Consider the following 23,545-nt stretch of genomic DNA (forward strand, 5'->3'; position numbering starts at 1 on the left):
AGCCGCTGGCAGTGGGGGAAAAATAAAAAGCCGGTGGCTGTTCAGGCCACCGGCTCCCACTTGCAAGGATTGGGTAAATTTAGCCGATCAGGAAATCGTCAAGGCTTTTGCCGGAATCCAGCGCCTTTTTAATTGCCGCTGGGGTACGGCCCTGGCCAGTCCAGGATTTTACTTCGCCGTTCTCGTCAGTATATGAATACTTGGCGGGACGCGGCGCGCGCTTGGCGCGTTTTTTACCGGTTTCCAGCGCACCCAGTAATTCGTTCGGGTCGATACCGTCAGCCAGCAGCATTTCACGATATTTAGACAGCTTTTCTTCTTTTTCGCGGTTTTGTGCTTCTTCAGCTTCCACTTCTTCACGACGTTCCGTAACGACGACGGTTAATTTCTCCAGAATTTCTTCCAGATCGCTCAATGGCAGTTCACGTGCCTGAGCACGTAATGTGCGAATGTTGTTCAGAACTTTAAATGCGTCACTCATTACAATGTCCTTGACTAGGGGTTTAATAAAACTGTAGCGACAAGATTACCCAATTCAAATAAAAAAATAAATTAATTTTCTACAACAGAAAATTCCGAAGTGTGAAGATGAATTTTGTTAGCGGAAACTTAAGCGAATTCTTACAGTGTTATTAATGATGAATTAACACTACACCTCTGGATAAAAGAGGCGGCTGAAATCGTTTTCATTCAAGGCTGATGGGTTAAATAGTGCCGCGGCCTGGGATAAAAAACGATATAAGGTGCTTCAAAAATAATATTTTACAAATAGTGTCAGGCCAGCTGTCACAGGGTGCCGACCTCCAGTTTAACCAGAGGCTGGCACAAATGGATAAAAAAAAAGCCGGCGCGTGCGCCGGCTCCTGCCTGAATTGATAACCTTTAATTATGATGTTTTATTTGCGGGCCGTCCCAGGGGTTCGCGCACAAACTCATCATCGCGCGAGAGCGTTTCATGCAGATAGTGTTCAATCTGCTCAAGGCTACGATTACGCGTTTCCGGTACGCACTTAATGACAAATATCGCGCCTGCAATGCCTACCAGCGCAAAGATAAAGAAAGCGCCCGCCAGACCGACGCTTGCCAGCAGCACCGGAAACATAAGCGAAATAAGGAAATTGGCGATCCACATGGCGAATACCGCGCCGCCCATAAAAATACCGCGCAGGCGAGTCGGGAATATTTCAGACAGCAGCAGCCAGGTGACCGGTGATAACGCGCCCTGTTGAAAGCTTAAAAACAGCAGCATGCCCAGCAGCACCATATAGCTGCGCCACATATCAGGCTGGCCGTTAACGGTTTCCGGCATAAAAAGCGTTACCGCGCCGATAAAAATCAGACAGGCGGTGCAGCCAAACTGGCCGATCATCGTCAGCGTCCGGCGCCCCATTTTTCCCAGCAGCCAGATGCCGACAAAGGTCATGACCACCGAGATGGCACCGTTGGCGATGGTGGCAAAGAGTGCCGCGCTGTCATCCATGCCGACCGCTTTCAGCATGGTCGGCGCGTAATACATAATGGTATTGACGCCCGTCAGCTGCTGAATAACCGCAATGCCCATGCCGATCAAAAACAGCCTGAACAGCCAGGGTTTGCGCAGCTCACTCAGGCGCGGGCGCTGCTGCTGCTCTTCCGTCAGGGTCTCTTCAATCTCCGTCAGCTCCCATTCCACATCCTGCCGGGCGCGGGTTCGCTCCAGTACCCTGCGCGCCTCCGCCAGACGCCCTTTCATCGCGTACCAGCGCGGCGTGTCCGGCATAAACATCATACCGAAGAAGAGCAGCACCGCCGGCAGCGTCGCCACCGCCAGCATCCAGCGCCAGGTCGTTTCCCCACCCCAGGCAGCATTGAAGCCGGCGTTGGAGATATAGGCCAGCATCTGGCCGGAGACGATCATCAGCTCCTGCAGCGTCACCAGCTGGCCACGTCGGTTGGCCGGGGCGATCTCCGCAATATAAACCGGTACGGTGGCCGCCGCGCCGCCGACGGCGACCCCCAGCACCAGACGGAAGAAAATCATCCAGGCCACATCCGGCGCCATGGAGGTGCCCAGGGCGCCCACAGCAAAGATAACGGCTAATACCAGAATAATTTTTTTCCGTCCGGCCGCTGCCGCGAAATGGCCGGAGAGCAGCGCGCCGAAGGCCGCACCGAATAGCAGGCTGCTGGTCACCAGACCGGTAGTGAACGGCGTCAGATGGAGTTCCGGGCCCATAAACAGCAGCGCACCCGAGATAACGCCGGTATCGTAGCCAAACAGCAGGCCGCCAAGCGTAGCAACCACGGCGATAACTTTGACAAAGGGTTCGGTGCGGGCGTTGCTGTTCGGCCCTGAGGCTTTATTTAGCGTAAGGTAGGATTCTCTGGACATGTCTTCTCCCGATGTTGTGCAGGTGTCCAGTGAAAATAGATTATTTCTATCGCAAATAGAAAATATGAAATATTGGTTTTGCGTGGTGAATCATGTGCACCGCTTATTTTTGCCTGACCGATCACATTTATGCCCTGTAAGGCTTTACCTTATCGCCTGAATCGCGGCGTGGATAAATAGCGCTGAAGGGTTAAAAAGAAATTTTTATTTCATTGCTGGCGGCGCGGCAGCGCGCCTGGTGAGGGTCGGCTGCGGCCGGATGCCGCAGCCGAAAGCAGAGAAAAAAGCTAACTGGCGCTGGCGGCCGGGCCGAAAACGTCGAACTGCGGCAGCGTGACCTTTTGATAGGTCTCCCAGCCGCCGCCCAGCGCCTTATAGAGCGCCACCAGGTCGAGCGCGCTCTGCATGCGCGCCTGGGTCGCCTGCTCCTGCGCCTGCGCCAGCTGTCGCTGCGCGTCCAGCACGTCGATAAAGGTCGAAATGCCCTGACGATAGCTGTCGCTGGCCAGATCGAAAGCGCGCTGCAGCGAACCGGTGGTTTCATCCAGTGCCGTAACGCGCGCCTGATCGGCGCGATAGCTCACCAGCGCGTTTTCCACATCCTGCAGCGCGGTAAGCACCGTCTGGCGATAGTCGAGCGCCGCGCTCGCCTGCTGGGCGCGCGCCAGCTTCACGCTGGAGACCAGACGACCACCCTGAAACAGGGGGATCGACAGCGAGGGGCCGACGGAATAGAAGTGGCTGCTCCAGTTATCGAGATAGCTGACGTCGGTATTGCGTACCCCGAGCTGGCCGGTAAGCGACAGGCTGGGGAAGAGCTGCGCCACTGATACACCGATGTTCGCCGTCTGCGCATGCAGCGTCGCCTCAGCCTGCCGAATATCGGGGCGGCGACGCGCCAGCGTGGCGGGAATGCCAACCGGCACAATCTGCGGCAAGGCAGGCATCGCTTTCGGCGTAAAGAGCTCATTATCCAGCGCGCCGGGCGTTTTGCCCAACAGCACCGCCAGCCCGTTCATCGCCTGACGCGCCTGCGACTGATACTGCGGCAGCTGCGCCTGTAGCGAACTGAGCTGCGCGCGCGCATTCTCCACGTCGGTAAGGGGCGCCAGTCCGTTGCGCTGCTGGCTCTGCGTCAGCTCCCAGCTCTGCTGCGCCACCGCAATCTGCTGCTCCAGCGTGGCGACCGTCGCCTGCGCGCCGCGTAGCTGCAGGTAGGCGCGCGCCACTTCAGCCTCCAGCGAGACCAGCGCGTCGTTGCGCTGCTCAATGGCCGCCTGGGTTTGCGCATCCGCCAGCTCGACCTGGCGGCGGACTTTGCCCCACAGATCCAGCTCCCAGCTGGCGTCGAAGCTGCCCTGATAGAGCGTTACCGGCTGGTCCAGGCTGCTGAGCTGGCTGGCAGTCTCGCTATCCAGCTGGTCGGTGGCGCCGTTGGCTTTCAGCAGCCCTTCCAGGCCCAGCTGCTGACGCGTAACTTTCGCGCTGCCGTTCAGGCTGGGAAAGAGGCCGCCGCGCGCCTGCGCCAGCTCCTGTCGCGCGCCGGCGATGCGCAGCACCGCCTGCTGCAGCGTCAGGTTGCCCTCGACCGCCCGGTCGATCAGGCTGTTGAGCTGCGGATCGTTAAAGCTTTGCCACCAGCGCGTATTAACGGCGCCGGGCGCGGTTTTCGACGCCTGCTGCGCGTCCAGCAGATGATAGCCGCCGGGCATCTGCGGCTTCGGCGCCTCATAATCGGGGCCGACGGCGCAGCCCGCCAGCCAGAATGCCAGCGCCAGCAGGCTAAGCGGTCTTGCCAGCGCGCGCGTAGAGTTAACCTTCATGTCAGTGTGCTCCTGCACTGCCTTCGCTCTTAATCGGCGACAGCAGCCAACAAAATGGAATCAAGATCAGGGCGACGATGCTCAGGCCCGTAAAGACGTCGATGTAGGCCAGAATGCGCGACTGCGCCACCATCTCCTGATAGAGCTGACCGGCCGCCAGCGTGGCGGGATCGCCTACCGCCGAGGTAAAGTCGCGGATCGCCTGCGCCCAGTGCTGCACGGTGATATTGAACTGCTCGTTGAGCGGCGTCATGTTATGCACCATATGCGCCGATCGCACCTGCTCGCGCTCGGTGATCGCCGCGGTGGAGAGCGAAATACCGATCGAGCCCGCGACGTTGCGGAACATGGTAAAGAGCGCTGAGGCGTCGGCGTTGAGGCGCTGCGGAATGGTAATAAAGGCGATGGTGGTCAGCGGCACAAACAGGAACCCTAACCCAATCGACTGCGCGCTGCGCATCAGCACCAGGGTTTTAAAATCGACATCCGGCGTCAGGGTCGAGGAGTACATAAACGCCAGCGCCAGGCAGGTGAAGCCAAAGGCGATGATATAGCGCGTCTGCACCCGCGGCATCAGAGCGATAACCAGCGGAATGGTGAGCACGATCAGGATCGCGCCCGGCGACAGCACCAGTCCCGACCAGGTCGCGGTATAGCCGAGATCCTGCTGCGCCAGCTGCGGCAGCACCACGGAGCTGCCGTAAAGGATCATCGCCATGCCCGCCATCAGCAGCCCCGACACCCAGAAGTTGCGATCCTTCATCACCAGAATATCTACCACCGGCTTGCGGGCATACATCAGCCAGTAAACCGCGCCGACGATGCCGACCAGCGCCAGCGTAGCGAACAGCACGATAAAGTGCGAGGCGAACCAGTCTTCATCTTCGCCGCGGTCGAGAAACACCTGCAGGCAGCCCAGCCCAAGGGTGATCAGCCCGATGCCGATATAGTCAATTTTCAGCCGCCCTTTCGCCCACTTGCGCTCCCAGGGCGGATCTTCCAGCAGCTGATAGATCGCCAGCACCGTCAGGATGCCAACCGGGATGTTAATAAAGAAGACCCAGCGCCAGCTGTAGTTATCGGTGATCCAGCCGCCGAGCGTCGGCCCGATAACGGGCGCCACGATAATGGCGATAGAAGAGAGGCCGAACGCCTTGCCGCGATCTTCCGGCTTAAAGTAGTCGAGCAGCACCGACTGCTGCACCGGCTGCAGGCCCCCGCCGAAAAATCCCTGCAGCACGCGGAACAGGATGATCTGCCACAGCTCGGTGGCGATGCCGCACAGAAACGAGCAGATGGTGAACATCACGATGCAGATCAGGAAGAACTGCTTACGGCCGAAGAGTCGGCTGAAAAAGGCGGAGATGGGCAGGACGATACCGTTCGCCACCAGATAAGAGGTCAGCACCCATGTGGATTCGTCATAGCTGGAGGAGAGCGAACCGGCAATATGGGGCAGCGCCACGTTAACGATGGTGGTGTCCAGGATCTCCATAAACACCGCCAGCGTGACGGTCACCGCCACCAGCCAGGGGTTGCTGGAGGGTTGCCAGCTCTGCGCCTGGCTCATTCCACGGTAACCTTAGGCTCTACCGACAGACCGAGCGGCAGCGGATGGTTTGGATCCAGCCCTTTGTCGATAACGATTTTCACCGGTACGCGCTGGACGATCTTCACATAGTTGCCGGTGGCGTTCTCCGCCGGGAAGGTTGAGAAGCGAGAACCAGAACCCATCTGAATGCTGTCAACGTGCCCTTCCAGCTCCATATCGGGCCAGGCGTCGACGCTAATCGCCACTTTATCGCCGGGATTCATGCGCGCCAGCTGCGACTCTTTAAAGTTAGCGGTAATCCAGATATCGGGCGACACCAGCGAAAACAGCGAGCTGCCCGCCTGGACCAGCGTGCCGAGCTGTACGTTGCGCTTAGTGACGAAGCCGTCATAGGGCGCGCGCACCTGGGTATAGGAGAGATTCAGCTCGGCGGTATTCAACTGCGCCTGCGCCTGCGCGACCTGCTGCTGTCGCGCCTCTACGTTGGTTTCCTGCTGGCGGATCTGCAGCGCGACCTGCGAGGCGACTTCCACCTGCGCTTTGGCGCTCTGCAGCTGCGCCTGGGCCGAACGCAGCTGTGCGGCGGCGGTATCGATATTTCGCTGGCTGGTGGCGCGCGGGTCGACGCCGCGCTGACGGCGATAGTCCGCCTCGGCGTTCAGCAGGTTAGCCTGCGCTTTTGCCTGATCGGCCAGCGCCTGGTCGCGCTGCGCCGGATACTGCACCTTCGAAAGCGCCAGCTGCGCCTGCGCCTGATGCAGCTGCGCCTGCGCCAGACCGAGCTGCGCTTTGGCCTGATCACGCTGAGCCAGGGTGTCGCGCGGATCGATCTCTACCAGCAAATCGCCTTTTTTCACCCGCTGGTTATCTTTTACCAGCAGCTTTACCACGTAGCCGGACGCTTTAGGCGCGATGGTAACCGCATCGCCTTCGGTAAAGGCGTCGTCGGTGGTCTCTTCGTTGCGCGTGCTAAACCAGAACCAAAAGCCGACAATGACCATGATCACCACCACAATGCCTAGAATGATCAGTGGTTTTTTGCCGGGTCTTTTGCGTTCGGGCTCATCGTTATTCTGGTCAGACTGCTCACTGGATGGATCCTGCTTTTTCTTCGCATCATCCTGATGAGATTCGCCTTTTTCATTCTCGCTCATAGTCAGTTCCGCATAGCTAACGCCCTAATTCCAGGGCATAAAAGGTCAGATAAACAGTAGATGGTAAACTGACATTTTCCAGCGTTTCTTGACCTTTCCAGACAAAAGAGGCACAACCTGCAACATTTTAGTAAGCGCAGCGGACGTTAGTGCAGTAAGCGCAGCAGCAGCCAGCCGCTCAGCATCGACCAGGCGAGCATCGGAATGGAAAAAAGATGAAACTGCCACCAGACCGCGCGGTCTTTCGCCATGCGCAGCGCGATCAGGTTGGCAAGGGAGCCAGGCAGCAGGCCAAAGCCGCCGATATTTACCGCCCAGGCGAGCACCTCGGAAGGCGGGATCTTCTGCAGCAGCAGAATCGTGGCGGGCACGTTGCTGATAACCTGCGACAGGCCGATGGCCAACAGATAGATTGCGCCGTCGCCGAAGTGGGACACCGCGTCGAAGTGGCGCTGCACCACCGGCAGATGGGTAAGCAGGTAGACGTCGATAAACATGGCGATAAACACCACCAGCAGGCTCCAGTCGATAGCGAGCAATACCCTGCGCGCCATTAACAGATAGCAGCCCATAATCAGCAACAGCGCCCAGCCGGTCATCTGCCACTCGAGCGCGGCGACGAACACCAGATAGAGCAGCACGCTGACGGCAAACAGCGGCTTCTGCCACGCGCGCGACTCGTCGTTGTCCTGTTTTTGAATATCGCGCGGCTTAAAGCTGAACCACGTCAGCGCCAGCAGCGTCACCAGCAGCAAGACCGCCAGCGGCGTCATTTGTAAGATAAATCCCGCCACGCTGAGTTTGCCGTGGCTCCACAACAGGATATTTTGCGGGTTGCCTACCGGCGTCAGCAGCGATCCGGCATTGACCGCCAGCGCTTCAAAGATAATCAGCCGGGAGAGAGGCAGGCGCGAATATTTGCGCAGCGTCAGGGTCAGCGGCACCAGAATAAACAGCGCCACGTCGTTGGTAAGAAAGGTAGAGAGCAGCGCGGCGGCCAGCACCATAAACAGCGCCAGCGCGCGTTCATGGCGAAAACGGCCAATCAGCCGCGCCCCCAGCACGTCGAAATAGCCGCTGGTTTCCAGCCCTTTGGTTAGCAGCAGCAACCCCGTCAGCGTGACGATAGTGTGCCAGTCGACTGCGCCAGGCAGATCCCTCCAGTGAAAATTCGCCAGCAGCAACAACACCGCGCCGAGCGCTAACAGTAAATGCAGAATACGATCATGCAAAAAAGGGCGTAGCACGGTGAGCATGGTAGCGAGTCCGGTGATTAGTGACGGCTTTCGTAAAACTTCTGGAAGACAGCGAGGGTTTCATCGCTGACGTGATGCTCGATACCTTCGGAATCGCGACGCGCGGTTTCCGGGCTGATGCCCAGCGCGAGCAGGAAGGTTTCCACGATATGATGGCGGGCGCGGCTTTCCGCCGCCAGCTTCTCGCCCTCGCCGGTGAGAAAGACGCCACGATAGGGAACCTGTTCCACCAGGCCAGCGCTGCTGAGACGTTTCAACATTTTGGCGACGGTGGGCTGGGAGACGCCCAGACGGGCCGCCATATCAACCTGACGCGCTTCGCCGAATTCACCGATTAAATCTGAGATCAACTCAACGTAGTCATCGATCAGTTCGCGACGATGCGCTTCGCGAACCTGTCGAAATCCTTCGACATGCTCTTCGATATCTTTCAGGGGTCCAGGCGGGACAGAGACCCCAGTTTTGGCACGACGACTCATTCAGCTTCCTCTTTATTATTCTCCGCGCCCGCGCAGCGAGACGGGTTTGCTGCGCTCATTGTAAACCAGGCACAAAGAAGCTCAAATTTTTCGTAAATAGCATTGGCTACAGGGTATAGCCAGTGCTATATTTGTCGATATTGTAGGCAAACGCGCAGGCAATGGAGAGACGATCGTGCAGGATCCTTATCTGTTACTACTGCTGTTTCTCCTGTTTATCGCCGGGCTTTGCCTGCTATTACGACGTTACTGATTGGGAGGTCGATATGAGCACCCTGAAATGCTGCCTTGACTGCGGCAAATGCTTCCAGACTGAGAAACCGGCTTCATCCGCAGCGCTGAAATCCTGGCTTTGCCTGCTGAGCCGCTCCCCGTTTTCGCTCCGCCTGATGCTGGTTGAAAAACTGCTGGGCACAAAACAGAACGCTCGCCACTGCCCGAATCTTATCTGGCGCGGCTGACGCGCACCCGCTTACATGCAGCCTCAGCGTTTTGCCTGGGCTGCTCCGCTATTCGCCTTTCCCCTCTTTCTTAACCTCGTCGCGCTGCTGCGCTGCAACCTTGCTCACTCCAGCGGACGCGCTTAAAAAAGAGATAAAAAAAACGGCCGCAAAGGGCCGTTTTTTCTGCAACTGGTCTAAGCAAAACTTAGAAGCTGTAACCTACGCCAGCAATCCAGGTGCCAACGTCGACGTTACGGATGCGGCTCTGCTCGTAACCAACGTCGATAGCGAACTGCTGGTACGGGTTGAACTGCAGACCGGCACCGTAGGAGAAGCCTACGTCGCTGGAGTCGCCTTTGTCGCGAACAACGGTGTCGTTCTGCTGGAATTTACCGTAGCCGATACCAACCACGCCGTAGATGCTCGCCCAGTCGTTCAGACGGTAAGCAGGACCTGCGGTGAAGCCGTAGTACTGGCCTTTGTTGTACACGCCAGATTCAGTGCGATCTTTTTCGGTGTAGGTGAAAGAACCGATCCAACCCAGCGGGTTAGAGCCGTCTTCATAACGGTATTTCAGGTTGAAACCGTTCGCTTTGTTAGCCACGCCCTGATAGTCGGACTGAGCGTAACCGCCGGTGACTGTGCTCTGCGCCATTGCGGAACCCGCAGAAACTGCCAGAACACAAGCCAGTGCTGAAAGACATGCAATTTTTTTCATAACCACCTCAAATGTGATAATACTTCTCTCCTGACAACGCTAAAAATATAACAAAACTCAGCCAGAAACTCTGCCCGCAAATTATTGTCTAACAGAATGTTTGGTGTAACAGAAAGTTAATGAAGCTTCCTATGCTATTCATTTTCCTTATATTTTCCGTCATTAAACTGCAATGAATTTCTCGCAAGAAAAATTGTCGTTTAAGTTAAATCCTAAAAAAACCTGACATTTCTTTACGCTACTGGCCCTGAAAGCGGTTAAAATTCGCGCGATCGGCCAGGAATTTACCTGATAGTTCCCTCTGCTTTTACCCGCCATTCGATTAAACTGAGCCTCTTATTGCCTCTCTGCTGACCATCAGGATGCGTTCACAGGATGTCACTTTCTCTTTCGGGTAAAACCTCTGCTCCGGCTTTGTCGGTCGCCGTACTACTGATCGCGATGCTGTCGCTACAGGGCGGCGCGTCTCTGGCTAAATCACTTTTTCCTGCGGTAGGTGCTACCGGTATCACCGCGCTGCGTCTCGGGCTTGGCACCCTGATGCTGTGCGTTATCTTCAAACCCTGGCGGCTGCGCTTTACGCGCGAGCAGCGCCTGCCGCTGCTGATGTACGGGCTGGCGCTGGGCTGCATGAACTTTCTCTTTTACCTGTCGCTGCGCACCGTGCCGCTCGGCGTCGCGGTGGCGCTGGAGTTTACCGGCCCGCTGACGCTGGCGCTGCTGGGCACGCGCCGCCTGCTCGATTTCATCTGGGTGGTGCTGGCGGTTGCCGGACTCTGGTTTCTGCTGCCGTTCGGCGACAGCATGAAAACTATCGATCCGCTGGGCGCGGCGCTGGCGGTGGGCGCGGGCGCCTGCTGGGCGCTCTATATTCTGGCGGGACCGCGCGCCGGGGCGGAGCACGGCCCGGCGACCGTGGCGATGGGCTCGCTTATCGCCTCCGTTATCTTCGTGCCGCTCGGGCTGACGTTCGCCGAGCCGGGCATCTGGCACTGGAGCGTGATCCCTGTCGCGCTACTGGTTGCCCTGCTCTCAAGCGCTATCCCCTACTCGCTGGAAATGGTGGCGCTGACGCGCCTGCCGGCACGCATTTTCGGCACGCTAATGAGCCTGGAGCCTGCGGTAGCGGCGCTGTCGGGCATTTTGTTTCTGGGCGAAACGCTGTCGCTGAAGCAGAGCCTCGGCCTGCTGGCGATTATTCTGGCGTCAGCCGGCGCAACGCTGACCCTTAAGCCCCGAAATAACCAGCTAAAAGAAGTTGAAATAACCCCACCGCCGACGCAATAAGTTATTCCGCCTGCGTATAACGCGGGCTAAATAATATTCAGCCGCTTCAGGCGGCTTTATTTTAACCAATGATAAACATTATTATTATCATTCTGAAACATACTGTATAATCTCGGCGGAAATAAAAAATTAACTTTTTGATAATTAATGGTTTTGCTGTGAGCGAGTCATCTTTGGCAGACAGACGCGCGGTTATTGCCGCTTGCTCTTTATCTGTAAATGCCAGCTATTTCAGCCATCGATAAGCTCAATCCTGCAAAGACGCAAAGCGCTGCTATACTTATTCCCGTGCTTGATTAGGACAACCCATCAAAGAGAGGATTCATACGATGAGTACCGCAAAACTGGTTAAAACGAAGGCTTCCGATCTGCTTTACACCCGTAACGATGTGGCTGACGACGAAAAAAAAGCCACCATTGAAGTGCTCAATCGTCTGGTAGTGGAATTTATCGATCTGTCGCTGATCACCAAGCAGGCGCACTGGAACATGCGCGGCGCTAACTTTATCGGCGTACATGAAATGCTGGACGGTTTCCGCACCACTATTACCGATCACCAGGATACCATTGCTGAACGCGTGGTGCAGTTAGGCGGCGTGGCGCTGGGCACTACCCAGGTCGTAAACGACAGAACCCCGCTGCAGAGCTATCCGCTGAACATTCACAGCGTGCAGGACCACCTGAAAGCGCTGGCTGACCGCTACGCCATCGTGGCCAACGATACCCGTAAAGCGATTTCTGAAGTGAAAGATGAAGACACCGCAGATATCTTTACCGCGGCATCGCGCGACCTGGATAAATTCCTGTGGTTTATCGAGTCGAACATCGAATAAAAGTGAATGCAGTTATCAGGCGGGGAAACCCGCCTTTTTTATGCCTGCTTAACCTCATGATCACTATTTTTTGACCTTCATTACATTTCTGAACGCCTCTCCTTCCCACGCCTGACGGCGCATGCAAAGGTGCATTGCACCAGAATAATCCTATGCACCATTATGGTGCTCAGTTTTGGTGCAAAAGTTTTTGCCCTTGCAAAATCGTGTCAGCTTTCAGGTTTAAGCCATTGATTGTGATTAAAATGAAAAGTTGGCATAATTTTTTCATATGGTAAGCCGTAAACACCGCTCTCGGGTCGGGAAGTAATAAGGAAAAATGATGAAGTCACTGTTTAAAGTCTCTGTGGCCGCGCTGGCGCTGGCCTTCTCTCTCTCCTCCACCGCAGCAGAAAAAAAACTGATCGTCGCCACTGACACCGCTTTCGTTCCTTTTGAGTTCAAGCAGGGCGACAAGTATGTTGGCTTTGACGTCGATCTGTGGGCCGCCATCGCCAAAGAGCTGAAGCTGGACTATACCCTGAAGCCAATGGACTTCAGCGGCATTATCCCTGCCCTGCAAACGCGCAATATCGACCTGGCGCTGGCGGGTATCACCATTACTGACGAGCGTAAAAAAGCGATCGAATTCTCTGACGGCTACTACAAAAGCGGTCTGCTGGTGATGGTTCGCAACAACGAGAACAACATCAAAGGCATCGACGACCTGAACGGCAAAGTGGTCGCGGTGAAGAGCGGCACCGGCTCCGTGGATTACGCGAAAGCGCATATTAAAACCAAAGATCTGCGTCAGTTCCCGAATATCGACAACGCCTATATGGAGCTGGGCACTAACCGCGCCGACGCGGTGCTGCACGACACGCCAAACATCCTTTACTTTATCAACACCGCAGGCAAGGGCCGCTTTAAAGCAGTAGGCGACTCTATCGAAGCGCAGCAGTATGGCGTCGCGTTCCCGAAAGGCAGCGACGAGCTGCGTGAAAAAGTAAACGGCGCGCTGAAGACCCTGAAAGAGAACGGCACCTATAACCAGATCTACAAAAAATGGTTCGGCAGCGAACCTAAATAATAAATTTTTGCTTTTATTTTAGGCAGGGCCGCGCGCCCTGCTTTTTTCCACCGCAACACAACTGGAGTCACACCATGGAGTTTGACTGGAGCGTCATCTGGCCCGCCATGCCGGCGCTGATTGAAGGCGCGAAAATGACCCTGCTGATCTCGGTGCTCGGCCTGGTCGGCGGGCTGATTATCGGCCTGGTCGCCGGCTTCGCCCGCGCCTACGGCGGCTGGATCGCTAACAACCTCGCGCTGGTCTTTATTGAGATCATTCGCGGTACCCCTATCGTCGTGCAGGTGATGTTTATCTACTTTGCGCTGCCGATGGCTTTCCCCGATCTGCGCATCGATCCGTTCACCGCCGCGGTGGTGACCATTATGATCAACTCAGGCGCCTATATCGCCGAAATCACGCGCGGCGCGGTGCTGTCGATAAACAAAGGCTTTCGCGAAGCGGGCCTGGCGCTGGGTCTGTCGCGTCGCGAAACCCTGCGCTACGTTATTATGCCGCTGGCGCTGCGCCGTATGCTGCCGCCGCTCGGCAACCAGTGGATCGTCAGTATTAAAGACACCTCGCTGTTTATCGTTATCGGCGTGGCGGAACTGACGCGTCAGGGTCAGGAAATCATCGCCGGTAACTTCCGCGCGCTGGAGATCTGGAGCGCCGTGGCGATTATCTACCTTGTGATTACGCTGGTGTTGAGCTTTGTGCTGCGCCGCATCGAGAAAAGGATGAAAATCCTGTGATTGAATTTAAAAACGTTTCAAAGAGCTTTGGCACAACTCAGGTGCTGCACGATATCAACCTGAAGATTAACCAGGGTGAAGTGGTGGTGATTATCGGGCCGTCCGGCTCGGGCAAATCGACGCTGCTGCGCTGCATCAACAAGCTGGAAGAGATCTCCAGCGGGGAGCTGGTCGTCGACGGCCTGAAAGTCAACGATCCCAACGTTGACGAGCGCCTGATCCGTCAGGAAGCGGGCATGGTGTTCCAGCAGTTTCACCTGTTCCCGCAGATGAGCGCGCTGGATAACGTGGCGTTCGGCCCCATCCGCGTGCGCGGCGCGAATAAGCAGGATGCGCATAAGCTGGCGCGCGAGCTGCTGGCGAAGGTCGGTCTGGCCGAGCGCGCGCACCACTTCCCTTCTGAACTCTCTGGCGGCCAGCAGCAGCGCGTCGCTATCGCCCGCGCGCTGGCGGTGAAGCCGAAGCTGATGCTGTTCGACGAGCCGACCTCTGCGCTGGATCCCGAACTGCGCCACGAGGTGCTGAAGGTGATGCAGGATCTGGCGGAGGAAGGTATGACGATGGTGATCGTCACACATGAGGTGGGCTTCGCACAGAAAGTTGCGTCGCGCCTGATCTTTATTGATAAAGGCACCATCGCAGAAGATGGCGATCCCGATGCGCTGATCACCCAGCCGCCGAGCGATCGCCTGCGCGAGTTCCTGCAGCACGTTTCCTGATTTTCCGGGCCGACATGCGTCGGCCCGTCGCCTTTTCCCCCGCCGTTCCTCGACCGTACGATTAATGCCTTTCCGACCTTTCACTCCCGGCGCCTGACTATACTTCTCCACCTGTGAGCCAGAGGTTGCTAAGGAGAAAGCCATGTTGTCAGCCCACACCTGTCGTCGCCTGTTGCGGCAAGGGATCGCGCTGTTGCTACTTTGCTGTTGTATGCTGCCCGCCGCGCAGGCGGTAACGCTGCCGCAGGCGGCGGTAGCGGCGCAGCAGTCGTCCGGCGCCGCCAGCGGCGCGCAGAGCGAGCCAACGCTCGATGAGAAAAAAGCCGCTTACGCCGCACTGGCGAATATTCTGGAAAACGATCAATCGCGCAAAGCGCTAATCGACCAGCTGCGCGGCGCCTCCAGCACGACGGCGAAAGAGACGGCCCCCGCGCTGACGCCGCCGACCGAAGAAGAGGATAAAACCGTGCTGCAGGGCGTCACGGACGTCACCCGCGAGTTTGGCGGCGACGTGGCGCAAAAATTTGCCCGCCTGCGTGACAATATCGCCGATGCGCCACACAAGACGTTTAACCCCGATACTTTCTTCAATGCGCTGCGCCACTTCGTCGTGCTGGCGGCGGCGCTATTCGCCTTTTACAGGCTGCTGCGCCTCACGGTGTCGCCGCTCTATCGCCGCATGGGGCGCTGGGGACGCGCAAAAAACCGCGAGCAGCATAACTGGCTGCAGCTGCCGACGGCGATTACCGGTGCCTTTATTATCGACCTGATGCTGCTGGCGCTGACGCTGTTTGTCGGTCAGATCCTCAGCGACAGCTATCACGGCGACAGCCGCACCATCGCCTATCAGCAAGGGCTGTTCCTCAACGCCTTCGCGCTGATTGAGTTTTTTAAAGCGGTGCTGCGCCTGATCTTCTGCCCTGGCTTCGCCGACCTGCGCTTCTTTCACCTCAGCGACGGACGCGCCCGCTACTGGAATACGCGCCTGAGCTGGATCTCCGGCCTCATCGGCTATGGGCTGCTGGTGATAGTGCCGATTGTCTCTAACCAGGTTAACGTACAGGTAGCGGCGGTGGTTAACGTATTGATTATGGGCATTATGACCGGCTGGGCGCTGTTTCTTATCTTTACCAACCGCCGCTCGATTCATTTCGCGCTGCAGGCGCTGTCGGATCGCAGCATGGCCTTTTTCGCCTTCTTTATCCGCGCCTTCGCGCTGGTGTGGCACTGGCTGGCGAGCGCCTACTTTATCGCACTGTTTCTGCTTTCTATTTTCAATCCCGGCGACAGCCTGAAATTTATGATGTCGGCCACGGTGCGCACGCTGGCGATTATCGGCATCGCCGCCTTTATCTCCGGCATCCTGACGCGCTGGATAGGCAAAACCATCACCCTCTCAGCCGACCTGCGCCGCAACTATCCGGCGCTGCAAAAACGCGTCAACGCCTGGGTGAAGGCGCTGCTGAAGCTGGCGCGCATCGTCACGGTGTTCGCCACGCTGCTGCTGCTGCTCAACGCCTGGAACCTGTTCGATCTCTGGCACTGGCTCACGGTCGGCCCCGGCGAGAAGATGGTGGATGTGCTGATCCGCATCGTGATGATCCTGCTGCTGTCGGCGATAGGCTGGACGGTGCTGGCGAGCCTGATTGAGAGCCGCCTCGCCTCCGATTCCCACGGCCGCCCGATGCCAGGCGCCCGTACCCGCACGCTGCTGACCCTGTTCCGCAACGCGCTGGCGGTGGTGATTAGCACCATCACCATTATGATTTTATTGTCGGAAATTGGCGTCAATATCGCGCCTCTGCTGGCGGGCGCGGGCGCCCTCGGCCTGGCGGTTTCATTCGGTTCGCAAACGCTGGTGAAAGATATTATTACCGGCATCTTCATTCAGTTTGAGAACGGCATGAATACCGGCGATCTGGTGACCATCGGCGCCATCACCGGCACGGTAGAACGTATGTCGATTCGCTCGGTGGGCGTGCGCCAGGACACCGGCGCCTATCACATCATTCCCTGGTCTTCGATTACCACCTTCGCCAACTTCGTGCGCGGCATCGGCTCTTTTGTGGCGAACTATGACGTGGAGCGCGGCGAAGAGAGCGACCGGGTGAACCAGGTACTGCAGGAGGCGGTGGATGAGCTGCTGAAGAATCCAGATATTCGCGGCATGGTGATTGGCGAGCCGAACTTCGCCGGCCTGGTGGGCTTAACCAATCAGGCCTTTACCGTGCGCGTCTCTTTTACCACGCAGCCGCTGAAGCAGTGGACGGTGCGCTTTGCGCTGGACAGCATGGTGAAGAAGCATTTTGATGCGGCCGGGATAAAAGCGCCGCATCAGACGGTTGAGGTGATGCAGACCGGCAACAGCGCGGCAAGCGTGGCCGCCCTGCCCGCCCTGCCGGCGCCCGAGTAAGGCTATTTTGCCAGCCGCTGCGCCCGCGTCGCGGCTGGCATAAAGCTCCAGGCGAGGAAACGGCTCTGCTTCTGACCCTGCGCCATATTCACCACGCGCACCTCCGCCGCATCGAGCGCCTGCAGCTGTTTTTCCAGCGCCGGCAGGTTCTCACGGCGCGACACCAGAGAGGTGAACCAGATGCACTGGCGCGCCAGAGCCACGCTCTCGGCGATCATCTTGCCGACAAAGGCTTTTTCGCCCCCTTCGCACCACAGCTCGTTATGCTGCCCGCCGAAGTTGAGCGGCGTCGCGCTCTCCAGCCTGAGATTGCGCGCTTTACGCTGCGAGATGGCCGCCGCTTCCGCCGCCGAGGCGTGGAACGGCGGATTGCAGATTACGGCGTGGAAAAATTCATTTTTATTCACCACCCCCGCCAGTACCGCCTGCGGATTTTTCTGCCGACGCAGGCGAATCGCCCGCTGTAAGCCGGGATTGGCCGCCACGATACCATTAGCCGCCTTGAGCGCCCCCTCGTCGATATCCGTGCCGGTAAAGCGCCAGCCATACTCCGCCTGGCCGATCAGCGGGTAGATGCAGTTCGCGCCGCAGCCGATATCGAGAATATCTGCCTGCGGGATCACGCCGCGATTGTCCAGCGCCAGCAGATCGGCCAGATAGTGCAGATAATCGGCGCGGCCCGGCACCGGCGGACAGAGCGCGCCGGGCGCCAGCTGCCACTCGATGCCGTAAAACAGCTTCAGCAACGCCTGGTTGAGCAGCATAACCGCCTCCGCGTCGGCAAAATCAATCGACTGCGCGCCGTAGCCGTTGGGCCGCACTTTAGCCGCCAGCGGCGGATGCGCAGCGGTCAAGGCGGCAAAGTCATATTCGCCCTGATGGCGGTTGCGAGCGTGGAATAAATGAGTGGCTGGCTTGTTCATGGCGTCTCCCGTTTTGCAGGCGCGTACAATACGCCGCAGCGCCGGGAAAATAAAGCCGCACAATCCGCTTACACATTTCTTCCCGATGCAGCCGATGCTGTAGCGCTAAGATATTGTTAACACTTCGCTACGGGATAAAAGATGACGCATAAACGCTACTCCTACCAGCCGCGCGCTGGCCACGGCCTGCCGCACGACCCGCTGAACGCTATTATCGGGCCGCGCCCGATTGGCTGGATCAGCTCCATTTCCGCGGCGGGCCAGCGCAACCTGGCGCCCTACAGCTTCTTTAACTGCTTCAACTACCATCCGCCCATTATCGGCTTCGCCAGCAGCGGCTGGAAAGACAGCGTGCGCAATATCAGCGAAAGCAAAGAGTTCGTCTGGAACCTGGCGACGCGCTCGCTGGCGGAAGCGATGAACGAGAGCTCGGCGTCGGTGCCGCCGGAGCAGGATGAGTTCGCGCTGGCGGGCGTCACGCCGCTGGCCGCCTCGCAGGTGAAAGCGAGCCTGGTGGCGGAAAGCCCGGTGAACTTCGAATGCCGCCTGACGCAGCTGATCCAGCTGCAGGATGCGCAGGGCAACCCGCTCGATAGCTGGCTGGTGCTGGGCGAGGCGATCGCCATTCATATCGACGAGTCGCTGCTGGATGAGGGGATTTACCAGACGGCGCGCGCGCAGCCTATTCTGCGCGCCGGCGGGCCGAGCGCCTATTACGGCATCAGCGAAAACGAACGCTTCGACCTGACGCGTCCGGACGCGCGCCGCAGCTAAGCGCGGCGCGGCCTCTGCTACAGAACGTTGCCGCGCGCGATAAAGCGCTGCATCAGCGGCTTCAGCACCTTTTGCAGTGCTGAAGCCCGCTCCTGCCGCCAGGCGAACGGCGGCGTCTCATCCATATAGTTGCGCTGTGCCAGCTCCAGCTGCACCGCCTCTACCTGCTCTTCCGGCTGACCATAGGCGCGCGTAATATAGCCGCCCTTAAAGCGTCCGTTGACCACCCAGCTGTAGTCGCTCTGCGCCGCGCAGACCGCTTCCAGACCCTGCGCAATCGCAGGCCGGCAGCTTTTGCCGTCGTTGGTGCCGATATTGAGATCCGGCAGACGCCCCTCAAACAGGCGCGGAATGACGCTGGCGATTGAGTGGGCGTCAAACAGCAGCGCGTAGCCGTGCTCCGCCTTCAGACGCGCCAGCTCCTGCTGGATCTGCTGGTGATAGGGCTGCCAGATATCGCGGAGATAGCCTTCGCGCTGCGCCGCAGAGGGGGTCTGGCCCGGCGCAAAGGTCGGCGAGCCGTCAAACAGGGTTTCCGGAAAGAGACCGGTGGTGGCCGTGGCGTAAAGCGGCTGGTTATCCGGCGGGCGATTCAGGTCGATGACAAAGCGTGAATAGCGGCCGATAAGTACGCTGGCCCCCAGATCGCGCACAAAATCGAACAGCAGCGGAATATGCCAGTCGGTGTCGGGCAGGCCGCGCGCCGCCTCGCTCAGTCCCGCTTCCACCTCCGGCGTGAGCAGCGTGCCGGCGTGAGGAATGCTGACCAGCAGCGGCAGGCTGCCCGGCGTAAAGTCAAAAGGTGTCATTGCGCTTCTCCGCGATAGATAACGGTACAGGGCAGCTCGCCGCCCAGCCAGTAAACCAGCTCCGCCGGACGCGCCAGCGGCCAGTGGACGAAGTTCGCCACTTTGCCCGCCTCCAGCGAACCGTGCGTCTGCTGCAGCCCCAGCGCCTTCGCGCCCCAGAGCGTCACCCCCGCCAACGCCTCTTCCGGCGTCATGCCGAACAGCGTACAGCCCATATTGAGCATCAGACGCAGCGAGAGCGCGGGCGAGGTGCCGGGATTGGCGTCGCTGGCCAGCGCCATGGGCACGCCGTGCTGGCGGAACAGCGCCACCGGCGGACGCTGGGTTTCGCGCAGCAAGTAGAAGGCGCCGGGCAGCAGCACCGCCACCGTTCCCCGCTCGCCCATCGCCCGGGCGTCCTCTTCGGTAGCATATTCCAGATGGTCGGCGGAGAGCGCGCCGTAGCCCGCCGCCAGTCGCGCGCCGCCCAGCGAAGAGAGCTGCTCGGCGTGCAGCTTCACCGGCAGGCCAAGCTCGACGGCCTTATCGAACACGCGCGCCACCTGCGCCGGGGAAAAGGCGAGATGCTCGCAGAAGGCGTCGACCGCATCCGCCAGCCCGTTGGCTTTTACCTGCGGCAGGATGCGCTGGCAGATCTGATCGACCCAGCCGTCGGGATCCTGTTTAAACTCCGGCGGAAAGGCGTGCGCCGCCAGGCAGGTCGCCAGCACGTCAACGGGCGCGCTTTCGCCCAGCTGGCGAATGGCGCTCAGCATGCGCAGCTCGCTCGCCTCATCCAGCCCGTAGCCCGATTTAATCTCTACCGTGGTGACGCCTTCCGCCAGCAGACGGTCGAGCCGCCAGCGCGCCGATGCCACCAGCGACGCCTCGCTGGCTTCGCGCGTGGCACGCACCGTCGAAAGAATGCCGCCGCCCTGCGCGGCGATTTCGGCATAGCTGGCGCCGTTAAGGCGCTGCTCAAACTCCGCGCTGCGGTCGCCGCCAAACACCAGATGGGTATGGCAGTCGATCAGCCCCGGCGTCAGAATGCCGCCGTCGAAGCGGTGCTGCTGACGCGGCGTAAAATCGGGCATCTCCTCGCGCGGCCCTACCCACACCAGCCTGTCGCCTGCTACCGCCAGCGCACCATCTTCGATGATGTGGTATTTGCCTTCGCGCATGGTGACCAGATCGGCCCCCAGCCACAGGCTGTCGATCGCTTTGCTTTCCGCCATTGCGCTTTCTCCCATTGCGGACGATTTACTCCGCCTTTTAAAGTATGTATATGTATATACAACTACAGCCGGTGAGGATCAACTATGGCAACCTTTTTTGCTCCACGCGCGCTGCTGGCCGACGGCTGGCGACATCAGGTGCGCATTACCGTTAACGATGCCGGGGTGATTGAGCGCGTGACGCCCGACAGTAACGCGCAGGACGCTATCCGCCTGCCCGGCGCGACCCTTCCCTCTGTCGCCAACCTGCACTCGCACGCCTTTCAACGCGCCATGGCCGGGCTGGCGGAGGTCGCGGGCGATCCCCAGGACAGCTTCTGGACCTGGCGCGACCTGATGTATCGCATGGTGCAGCGCCTGACGCCGGAGCAGGTTGGCGCTATCGCCGCATACCTCTATATCGACATGCTGAAAGGCGGCTATACCCAGGTAGCGGAGTTTCACTATCTCCATCACGACCCCAGCGGTGCCCCCTATGCGCAGGACGCGATGCTGCAGCAGCTGATGCTGGCCGCCGAAACCGCCGGCATCGGCCAGACGCTGCTGCCGGTGCTCTACAGCCACAGCGGCTTCGGCGCGCAGCCGCCGCTGCCAGGCCAGAAACGCTTTATTCAGCAGACCGACGCCTGGCTGCGGCAGCAGGAGCGGCTGGCGGCGAGCGTGCGCGATAAGCCGCTGCTCAATCGCGGCCTCTGCTTTCACTCGCTGCGCGCGGTGAGCGAAGCGCAGATGCGCGAGGCGCTGGCAGCCAGCGACAGCAGGCTGCCAGTGCATATTCATATCGCCGAACAGGAGAAAGAGGTCAACGACTGCCTCGCCTGGAGCGGCGAGCGCCCGGTAGAGTGGCTGCTTAACCGCTTTGAGGTTGATGCGCGCTGGTGCCTGATCCACGCCACGCATCTCGACAAGCGCGAAATCACGCAGCTCGCCGCCAGCCGCGCGGTGGCCGGCCTCTGCCCCACCACCGAGGCCAATCTTGGCGACGGGATCTTCCCGGCGGCGGAGTTTATCGCCCAGCGCGGGCGCTGGGGCATCGGCTCCGACAGCCACGTCTCCCTTAGCGCGCTGGAAGAGCTGCGCTGGCTCGAATATGGCCAGCGGCTGCGCGATCGCCGCCGCAACCGCATCACCACGGCGGAGCAGCCTTCGGTGGGCGATCTGCTGTGGCACGGCGCGGCGCGCGGCGGCGCGCAGGCGTGCGGTGTCGCGCTCGGCGAACTCTCGCCGGGCAAACGCGCCGACTGGCTGGTGCTGGCGGAGGATGAATGGCTCGACAGCGTGGACGACCAGGCGCTGCTCAACCGCTGGCTGTTTGCCGGACGCCGCGAACAGATCCGCGAGGTGTGGGTCGCGGGCCGTATAGTAATCGAGGCGGGACGCCACGCCGCAGAAGAAAGCTGCGCGGCGGCGTTTCGCCAGGCGATGGCGGCGCTGCGATGAGAACGCGCTTCTGTTACGCCGATCTTCCGGTCAGCCGCTGGCGCAACGGCGGCGGCGAGACGCGCGAAATTGTCAGCTATCCGCCGGGCGACGCGGATTTTGCCTGGCGCGCCAGTATCGCTACCCTCGCCGGTGACGGCGACTTTTCGCGCTTTCCCGGCATCGATCGGGTGATTACGCTGCTGCGCGGCGGCGAGGTGCGGCTCAGCGCGCCCAACGCTACTCACCAGCTTCAACCACTTCAGCCGTGGCGCTTCCCCGGTGAATGGGCGATTCATGCCGCGCTGCAGGGTGAAAGCGAAGATTTTAATATCATGACGCGGCGCGACAGCTGGACGGCGCAGGTGGCCATAACCGCGCAGGCGGAAGCCAGCCTGCACGGCGTCGCCTGGGTGATCGCTGGCGAGTGGCGGCTGGCGAGCGGCGAACAGTTAAGCGCCGCGCAAGGGGTCTGGTGGCTGGATGAGGAGACGCAGCTGACGCCGGTTACGCCGGACGCGCAGCTGCTGCTGACGCGTCTTAGCCGTGTCCCTTAAAGCGGCCGAGCAGCTTATAGCGCGATCCCGGATAGAGCAGGCGCGCGTAGGTGACGATTTTGGTGTCGCTCCAGGTCTGGCGTCGAATCAGCAGGCAGGGCTCATGCTCATCCAGCGAAAGGTATTTACGCTGGCGCGCATCCGGCAGCACCGCCTCGACGATATGCTCGCCCGCGGTCAGCGGCGCCACCTGCATCAGATAGGTATAGGGGGTAAGCCGATGGTAATCCTGGCTCAGATAGTCAGGAGCCACCAGCGGGTTGACCAGGCGATCCTCCAGCTGCACCGGCAGATCGTCCTCGTAGTGCACGATCAGCGAATGGAAAATGGTCTGGCCGGTGCTTAAGCCGAGCACCGCCGCCTGCTCGGGATCGGCTTTATTCTGGCCGATCGCCAGAATCTGACAGCGGTGCTGATGGCCGCGCTGGGCGATCTCATCCGCGATGTTATGCACCTCAAGCATCGCGGTGTAGCCTTTCATCTCGGCGACGAAGGTGCCGACGCCCTGCATCCGCACCAGAAAACCCTCGCTGGTCAGTTCGCGCAGCGCACGGTTAATGGTCATGCGGCTGACGCCCAGTTCGTTGACCAGCTCGCTTTCGGACGGCACGCGCTGGTTCGCCTTCCAGCTGCCCGCGCGGATCTGGCTGACGATCGCCTGCTTGACGCGCTGGTAGATTGGGGCTGGCTCATCGCTCATCGCGGCTGCCAGCTGTGCGATTGCCGTATGCTCGACCATATTCATTTCCTTATTACGGTAGTGCCTGAAGTTTACTGTCTCGCGGCGTAAATGTATATACATCTTCCGCCGCGCCCGCCCTGCTTAAGCCCGTTAGCGGGCAGGTGAATTTGTGATCGCGCTGGCATAGCAAATGCTTATAGCTTGCCAGTTGTATAGACAAGAATAGACACTTGTGTTTCACTCGAATTCATTCGCTGCGCAGAGAAAAAACGGTTTGGTTTTTTGCTCAACGCGCTTACTTGTATAGACAGGAGTA

22 protein-coding genes are annotated in these 23,545 nt (G+C 59.2%); 10 read left to right on the forward strand and 12 right to left on the reverse strand.

What is annotated here, in order from left to right; translation table 11 throughout:
- Positions 1-79: 79 nt before the first annotated feature.
- From LB453_RS15745 to mntR, 7 genes are all read right to left on the reverse strand, one after another.
- Entirely contained in the window at positions 80-481 is a 402-nt protein-coding gene (locus tag LB453_RS15745; RefSeq protein WP_033751426.1) for an H-NS family nucleoid-associated regulatory protein, read from the reverse strand.
- A 405-nt stretch (positions 482-886) separates the two neighbouring features.
- Entirely contained in the window at positions 887-2,371 is a 1,485-nt protein-coding gene (locus tag LB453_RS15750) for a sugar porter family MFS transporter (RefSeq protein ID WP_103795300.1), read from the reverse strand.
- 287 nt (positions 2,372-2,658) lie between these two features.
- Positions 2,659-4,194, reverse strand: coding sequence for an efflux transporter outer membrane subunit (locus tag LB453_RS15755; protein WP_103795299.1), 1,536 nt, complete (start codon positions 4,192-4,194; stop codon positions 2,659-2,661).
- Between the two features lies 1 nt (position 4,195).
- Entirely contained in the window at positions 4,196-5,764 is a 1,569-nt protein-coding gene (locus LB453_RS15760; protein WP_103795298.1) for a DHA2 family efflux MFS transporter permease subunit, read from the reverse strand.
- Positions 5,761-6,900, reverse strand: coding sequence for an HlyD family secretion protein (locus tag LB453_RS15765; RefSeq protein WP_103795297.1), 1,140 nt, complete (start codon positions 6,898-6,900; stop codon positions 5,761-5,763). The genes LB453_RS15760 and LB453_RS15765 overlap by 4 nt, the downstream gene beginning before the upstream one ends.
- Positions 6,901-7,046: 146 nt before the next feature.
- Positions 7,047-8,156 carry an SLC13 family permease gene (locus LB453_RS15770; protein WP_103795296.1) on the reverse strand — a complete coding sequence of 370 codons (1,110 nt, stop codon included), beginning with the start codon at positions 8,154-8,156 and terminating at the stop codon, positions 7,047-7,049.
- A gap of 17 nt (positions 8,157-8,173) precedes the next feature.
- Positions 8,174-8,635 (reverse strand): manganese-binding transcriptional regulator MntR, encoded by a 462-nt coding sequence (gene mntR, locus LB453_RS15775; RefSeq protein WP_103795295.1) that lies wholly within the window; start codon positions 8,633-8,635, stop codon positions 8,174-8,176.
- A 266-nt stretch (positions 8,636-8,901) separates the two neighbouring features.
- Here mntR and LB453_RS15780 point away from each other — a divergent pair, with 266 nt between their 5' ends.
- Positions 8,902-9,096: a hypothetical protein gene (locus LB453_RS15780; protein ID WP_103795294.1), complete on the forward strand. Its 195-nt coding sequence runs from the start codon at positions 8,902-8,904 to the stop codon at positions 9,094-9,096.
- A gap of 187 nt (positions 9,097-9,283) precedes the next feature.
- Here LB453_RS15780 and ompX read toward each other — a convergent pair whose 3' ends face one another.
- Entirely contained in the window at positions 9,284-9,796 is a 513-nt protein-coding gene (gene ompX, locus LB453_RS15785) for an outer membrane protein OmpX (RefSeq protein WP_103795293.1), read from the reverse strand.
- A gap of 375 nt (positions 9,797-10,171) precedes the next feature.
- Between ompX and rhtA the strand changes: the two genes are divergently transcribed.
- The 6 genes from rhtA to ybiO all read left to right on the forward strand — a co-directional run bounded on the left by rhtA (position 10,172) and on the right by ybiO (position 16,851).
- Positions 10,172-11,083, forward strand: coding sequence for a threonine/homoserine exporter RhtA (rhtA, locus tag LB453_RS15790; protein ID WP_103795292.1), 912 nt, complete (start codon positions 10,172-10,174; stop codon positions 11,081-11,083).
- A gap of 329 nt (positions 11,084-11,412) precedes the next feature.
- Positions 11,413-11,916 carry a DNA starvation/stationary phase protection protein Dps gene (dps, locus tag LB453_RS15795; protein WP_103795291.1) on the forward strand — a complete coding sequence of 168 codons (504 nt, stop codon included), beginning with the start codon at positions 11,413-11,415 and terminating at the stop codon, positions 11,914-11,916.
- Positions 11,917-12,238: 322 nt separating this feature from the next.
- On the forward strand, positions 12,239-12,985 hold the full coding sequence (gene glnH, locus LB453_RS15800; protein ID WP_103795290.1) for a glutamine ABC transporter substrate-binding protein GlnH: 747 nt from the start codon (positions 12,239-12,241) through the stop codon (positions 12,983-12,985).
- Positions 12,986-13,059: 74 nt separating this feature from the next.
- The gene (glnP, locus tag LB453_RS15805) at positions 13,060-13,719 is read left to right on the forward strand and encodes a glutamine ABC transporter permease GlnP (protein WP_033789185.1); all 660 of its coding nucleotides are present in this window, start codon (positions 13,060-13,062) and stop codon (positions 13,717-13,719) included.
- Positions 13,716-14,438: a glutamine ABC transporter ATP-binding protein GlnQ gene (gene glnQ, locus LB453_RS15810; RefSeq protein WP_103795289.1), complete on the forward strand. Its 723-nt coding sequence runs from the start codon at positions 13,716-13,718 to the stop codon at positions 14,436-14,438. Before glnP ends, glnQ begins: the two co-directional genes overlap by 4 nt.
- Before the next feature lie 142 nt (positions 14,439-14,580).
- Complete coding sequence (gene ybiO / locus LB453_RS15815) at positions 14,581-16,851, forward strand: mechanosensitive channel protein (protein WP_103795288.1); 2,271 nt, start codon at positions 14,581-14,583, stop codon at positions 16,849-16,851.
- Positions 16,852-16,853: 2 nt separating this feature from the next.
- On the opposite strand, the gene rlmF is transcribed toward ybiO, so the two are convergent.
- Positions 16,854-17,774, reverse strand: a complete 921-nt coding sequence (gene rlmF, locus LB453_RS15820; protein WP_103795569.1) for a 23S rRNA (adenine(1618)-N(6))-methyltransferase RlmF — start codon at positions 17,772-17,774, stop codon at positions 16,854-16,856.
- Between the two features lie 141 nt (positions 17,775-17,915).
- Between rlmF and LB453_RS15825 the strand changes: the two genes are divergently transcribed.
- Entirely contained in the window at positions 17,916-18,548 is a 633-nt protein-coding gene (locus LB453_RS15825) for a flavin reductase family protein (protein ID WP_103795287.1), read from the forward strand.
- A gap of 17 nt (positions 18,549-18,565) precedes the next feature.
- Here the strand turns inward: LB453_RS15825 and hutG are convergent, their stop codons facing one another.
- Together hutG and hutI are read right to left on the reverse strand one after the other, a co-directional pair.
- Positions 18,566-19,357: an N-formylglutamate deformylase gene (hutG, locus tag LB453_RS15830; RefSeq protein ID WP_103795286.1), complete on the reverse strand. Its 792-nt coding sequence runs from the start codon at positions 19,355-19,357 to the stop codon at positions 18,566-18,568.
- Positions 19,354-20,571 carry an imidazolonepropionase gene (hutI, locus tag LB453_RS15835; protein ID WP_103795285.1) on the reverse strand — a complete coding sequence of 406 codons (1,218 nt, stop codon included), beginning with the start codon at positions 20,569-20,571 and terminating at the stop codon, positions 19,354-19,356. Before hutI ends, hutG begins: the two co-directional genes overlap by 4 nt.
- 84 nt (positions 20,572-20,655) lie before the next feature.
- Between hutI and LB453_RS15840 the strand changes: the two genes are divergently transcribed.
- Both LB453_RS15840 and LB453_RS15845 read left to right on the forward strand, forming a co-directional pair.
- Positions 20,656-22,011, forward strand: coding sequence for a formimidoylglutamate deiminase (locus tag LB453_RS15840; RefSeq protein ID WP_103795284.1), 1,356 nt, complete (start codon positions 20,656-20,658; stop codon positions 22,009-22,011).
- The gene (locus LB453_RS15845) at positions 22,008-22,547 is read left to right on the forward strand and encodes a HutD family protein (protein ID WP_103795283.1); all 540 of its coding nucleotides are present in this window, start codon (positions 22,008-22,010) and stop codon (positions 22,545-22,547) included. The genes LB453_RS15840 and LB453_RS15845 overlap by 4 nt, the downstream gene beginning before the upstream one ends.
- Here the strand turns inward: LB453_RS15845 and hutC are convergent.
- A complete protein-coding gene (hutC, locus tag LB453_RS15850) occupies positions 22,531-23,286 on the reverse strand; it encodes a histidine utilization repressor (RefSeq protein ID WP_103795282.1) in 756 nt (251 codons plus the stop codon). The two genes, LB453_RS15845 and hutC, sit on opposite strands and share 17 nt — an antisense overlap.
- Between the last annotated feature and the right edge of the window lie 259 nt (positions 23,287-23,545).

This window comes from Pantoea agglomerans (assembly GCF_020149765.1).
GTDB lineage: Bacteria > Pseudomonadota > Gammaproteobacteria > Enterobacterales > Enterobacteriaceae > Pantoea > Pantoea alvi.

What these genes read in the sequence shown, in the direction of transcription:
- ompX (WP_103795293.1), bottom strand. Translation starts at nt 9,796, where the DNA reads ATGAAAAAAATTGCATGTCTTTCAGCACTGGCTTGTGTTCTGGCAGTT.
- LB453_RS15770 (WP_103795296.1), bottom strand. Translation starts at nt 8,156, where the DNA reads ATGCTCACCGTGCTACGCCCTTTTTTGCATGATCGTATTCTGCATTTA.
- ybiO (WP_103795288.1), top strand. Translation starts at nt 14,581, where the DNA reads ATGTTGTCAGCCCACACCTGTCGTCGCCTGTTGCGGCAAGGGATCGCG.
- LB453_RS15750 (WP_103795300.1), bottom strand. Translation starts at nt 2,371, where the DNA reads ATGTCCAGAGAATCCTACCTTACGCTAAATAAAGCCTCAGGGCCGAAC.
- hutG (WP_103795286.1), bottom strand. Translation starts at nt 19,357, where the DNA reads ATGACACCTTTTGACTTTACGCCGGGCAGCCTGCCGCTGCTGGTCAGC.
- rhtA (WP_103795292.1), top strand. Translation starts at nt 10,172, where the DNA reads ATGTCACTTTCTCTTTCGGGTAAAACCTCTGCTCCGGCTTTGTCGGTC.
- LB453_RS15765 (WP_103795297.1), bottom strand. Translation starts at nt 6,900, where the DNA reads ATGAGCGAGAATGAAAAAGGCGAATCTCATCAGGATGATGCGAAGAAA.
- LB453_RS15755 (WP_103795299.1), bottom strand. Translation starts at nt 4,194, where the DNA reads ATGAAGGTTAACTCTACGCGCGCGCTGGCAAGACCGCTTAGCCTGCTG.
- LB453_RS15840 (WP_103795284.1), top strand. Translation starts at nt 20,656, where the DNA reads ATGGCAACCTTTTTTGCTCCACGCGCGCTGCTGGCCGACGGCTGGCGA.
- rlmF (WP_103795569.1), bottom strand. Translation starts at nt 17,774, where the DNA reads ATGAACAAGCCAGCCACTCATTTATTCCACGCTCGCAACCGCCATCAG.
- glnP (WP_033789185.1), top strand. Translation starts at nt 13,060, where the DNA reads ATGGAGTTTGACTGGAGCGTCATCTGGCCCGCCATGCCGGCGCTGATT.
- LB453_RS15745 (WP_033751426.1), bottom strand. Translation starts at nt 481, where the DNA reads ATGAGTGACGCATTTAAAGTTCTGAACAACATTCGCACATTACGTGCT.
- LB453_RS15780 (WP_103795294.1), top strand. Translation starts at nt 8,902, where the DNA reads ATGAGCACCCTGAAATGCTGCCTTGACTGCGGCAAATGCTTCCAGACT.
- mntR (WP_103795295.1), bottom strand. Translation starts at nt 8,635, where the DNA reads ATGAGTCGTCGTGCCAAAACTGGGGTCTCTGTCCCGCCTGGACCCCTG.
- dps (WP_103795291.1), top strand. Translation starts at nt 11,413, where the DNA reads ATGAGTACCGCAAAACTGGTTAAAACGAAGGCTTCCGATCTGCTTTAC.
- glnH (WP_103795290.1), top strand. Translation starts at nt 12,239, where the DNA reads ATGAAGTCACTGTTTAAAGTCTCTGTGGCCGCGCTGGCGCTGGCCTTC.
- hutI (WP_103795285.1), bottom strand. Translation starts at nt 20,571, where the DNA reads ATGGCGGAAAGCAAAGCGATCGACAGCCTGTGGCTGGGGGCCGATCTG.
- LB453_RS15760 (WP_103795298.1), bottom strand. Translation starts at nt 5,764, where the DNA reads ATGAGCCAGGCGCAGAGCTGGCAACCCTCCAGCAACCCCTGGCTGGTG.
- LB453_RS15825 (WP_103795287.1), top strand. Translation starts at nt 17,916, where the DNA reads ATGACGCATAAACGCTACTCCTACCAGCCGCGCGCTGGCCACGGCCTG.
- hutC (WP_103795282.1), bottom strand. Translation starts at nt 23,286, where the DNA reads ATGGTCGAGCATACGGCAATCGCACAGCTGGCAGCCGCGATGAGCGAT.
- LB453_RS15845 (WP_103795283.1), top strand. Translation starts at nt 22,008, where the DNA reads ATGAGAACGCGCTTCTGTTACGCCGATCTTCCGGTCAGCCGCTGGCGC.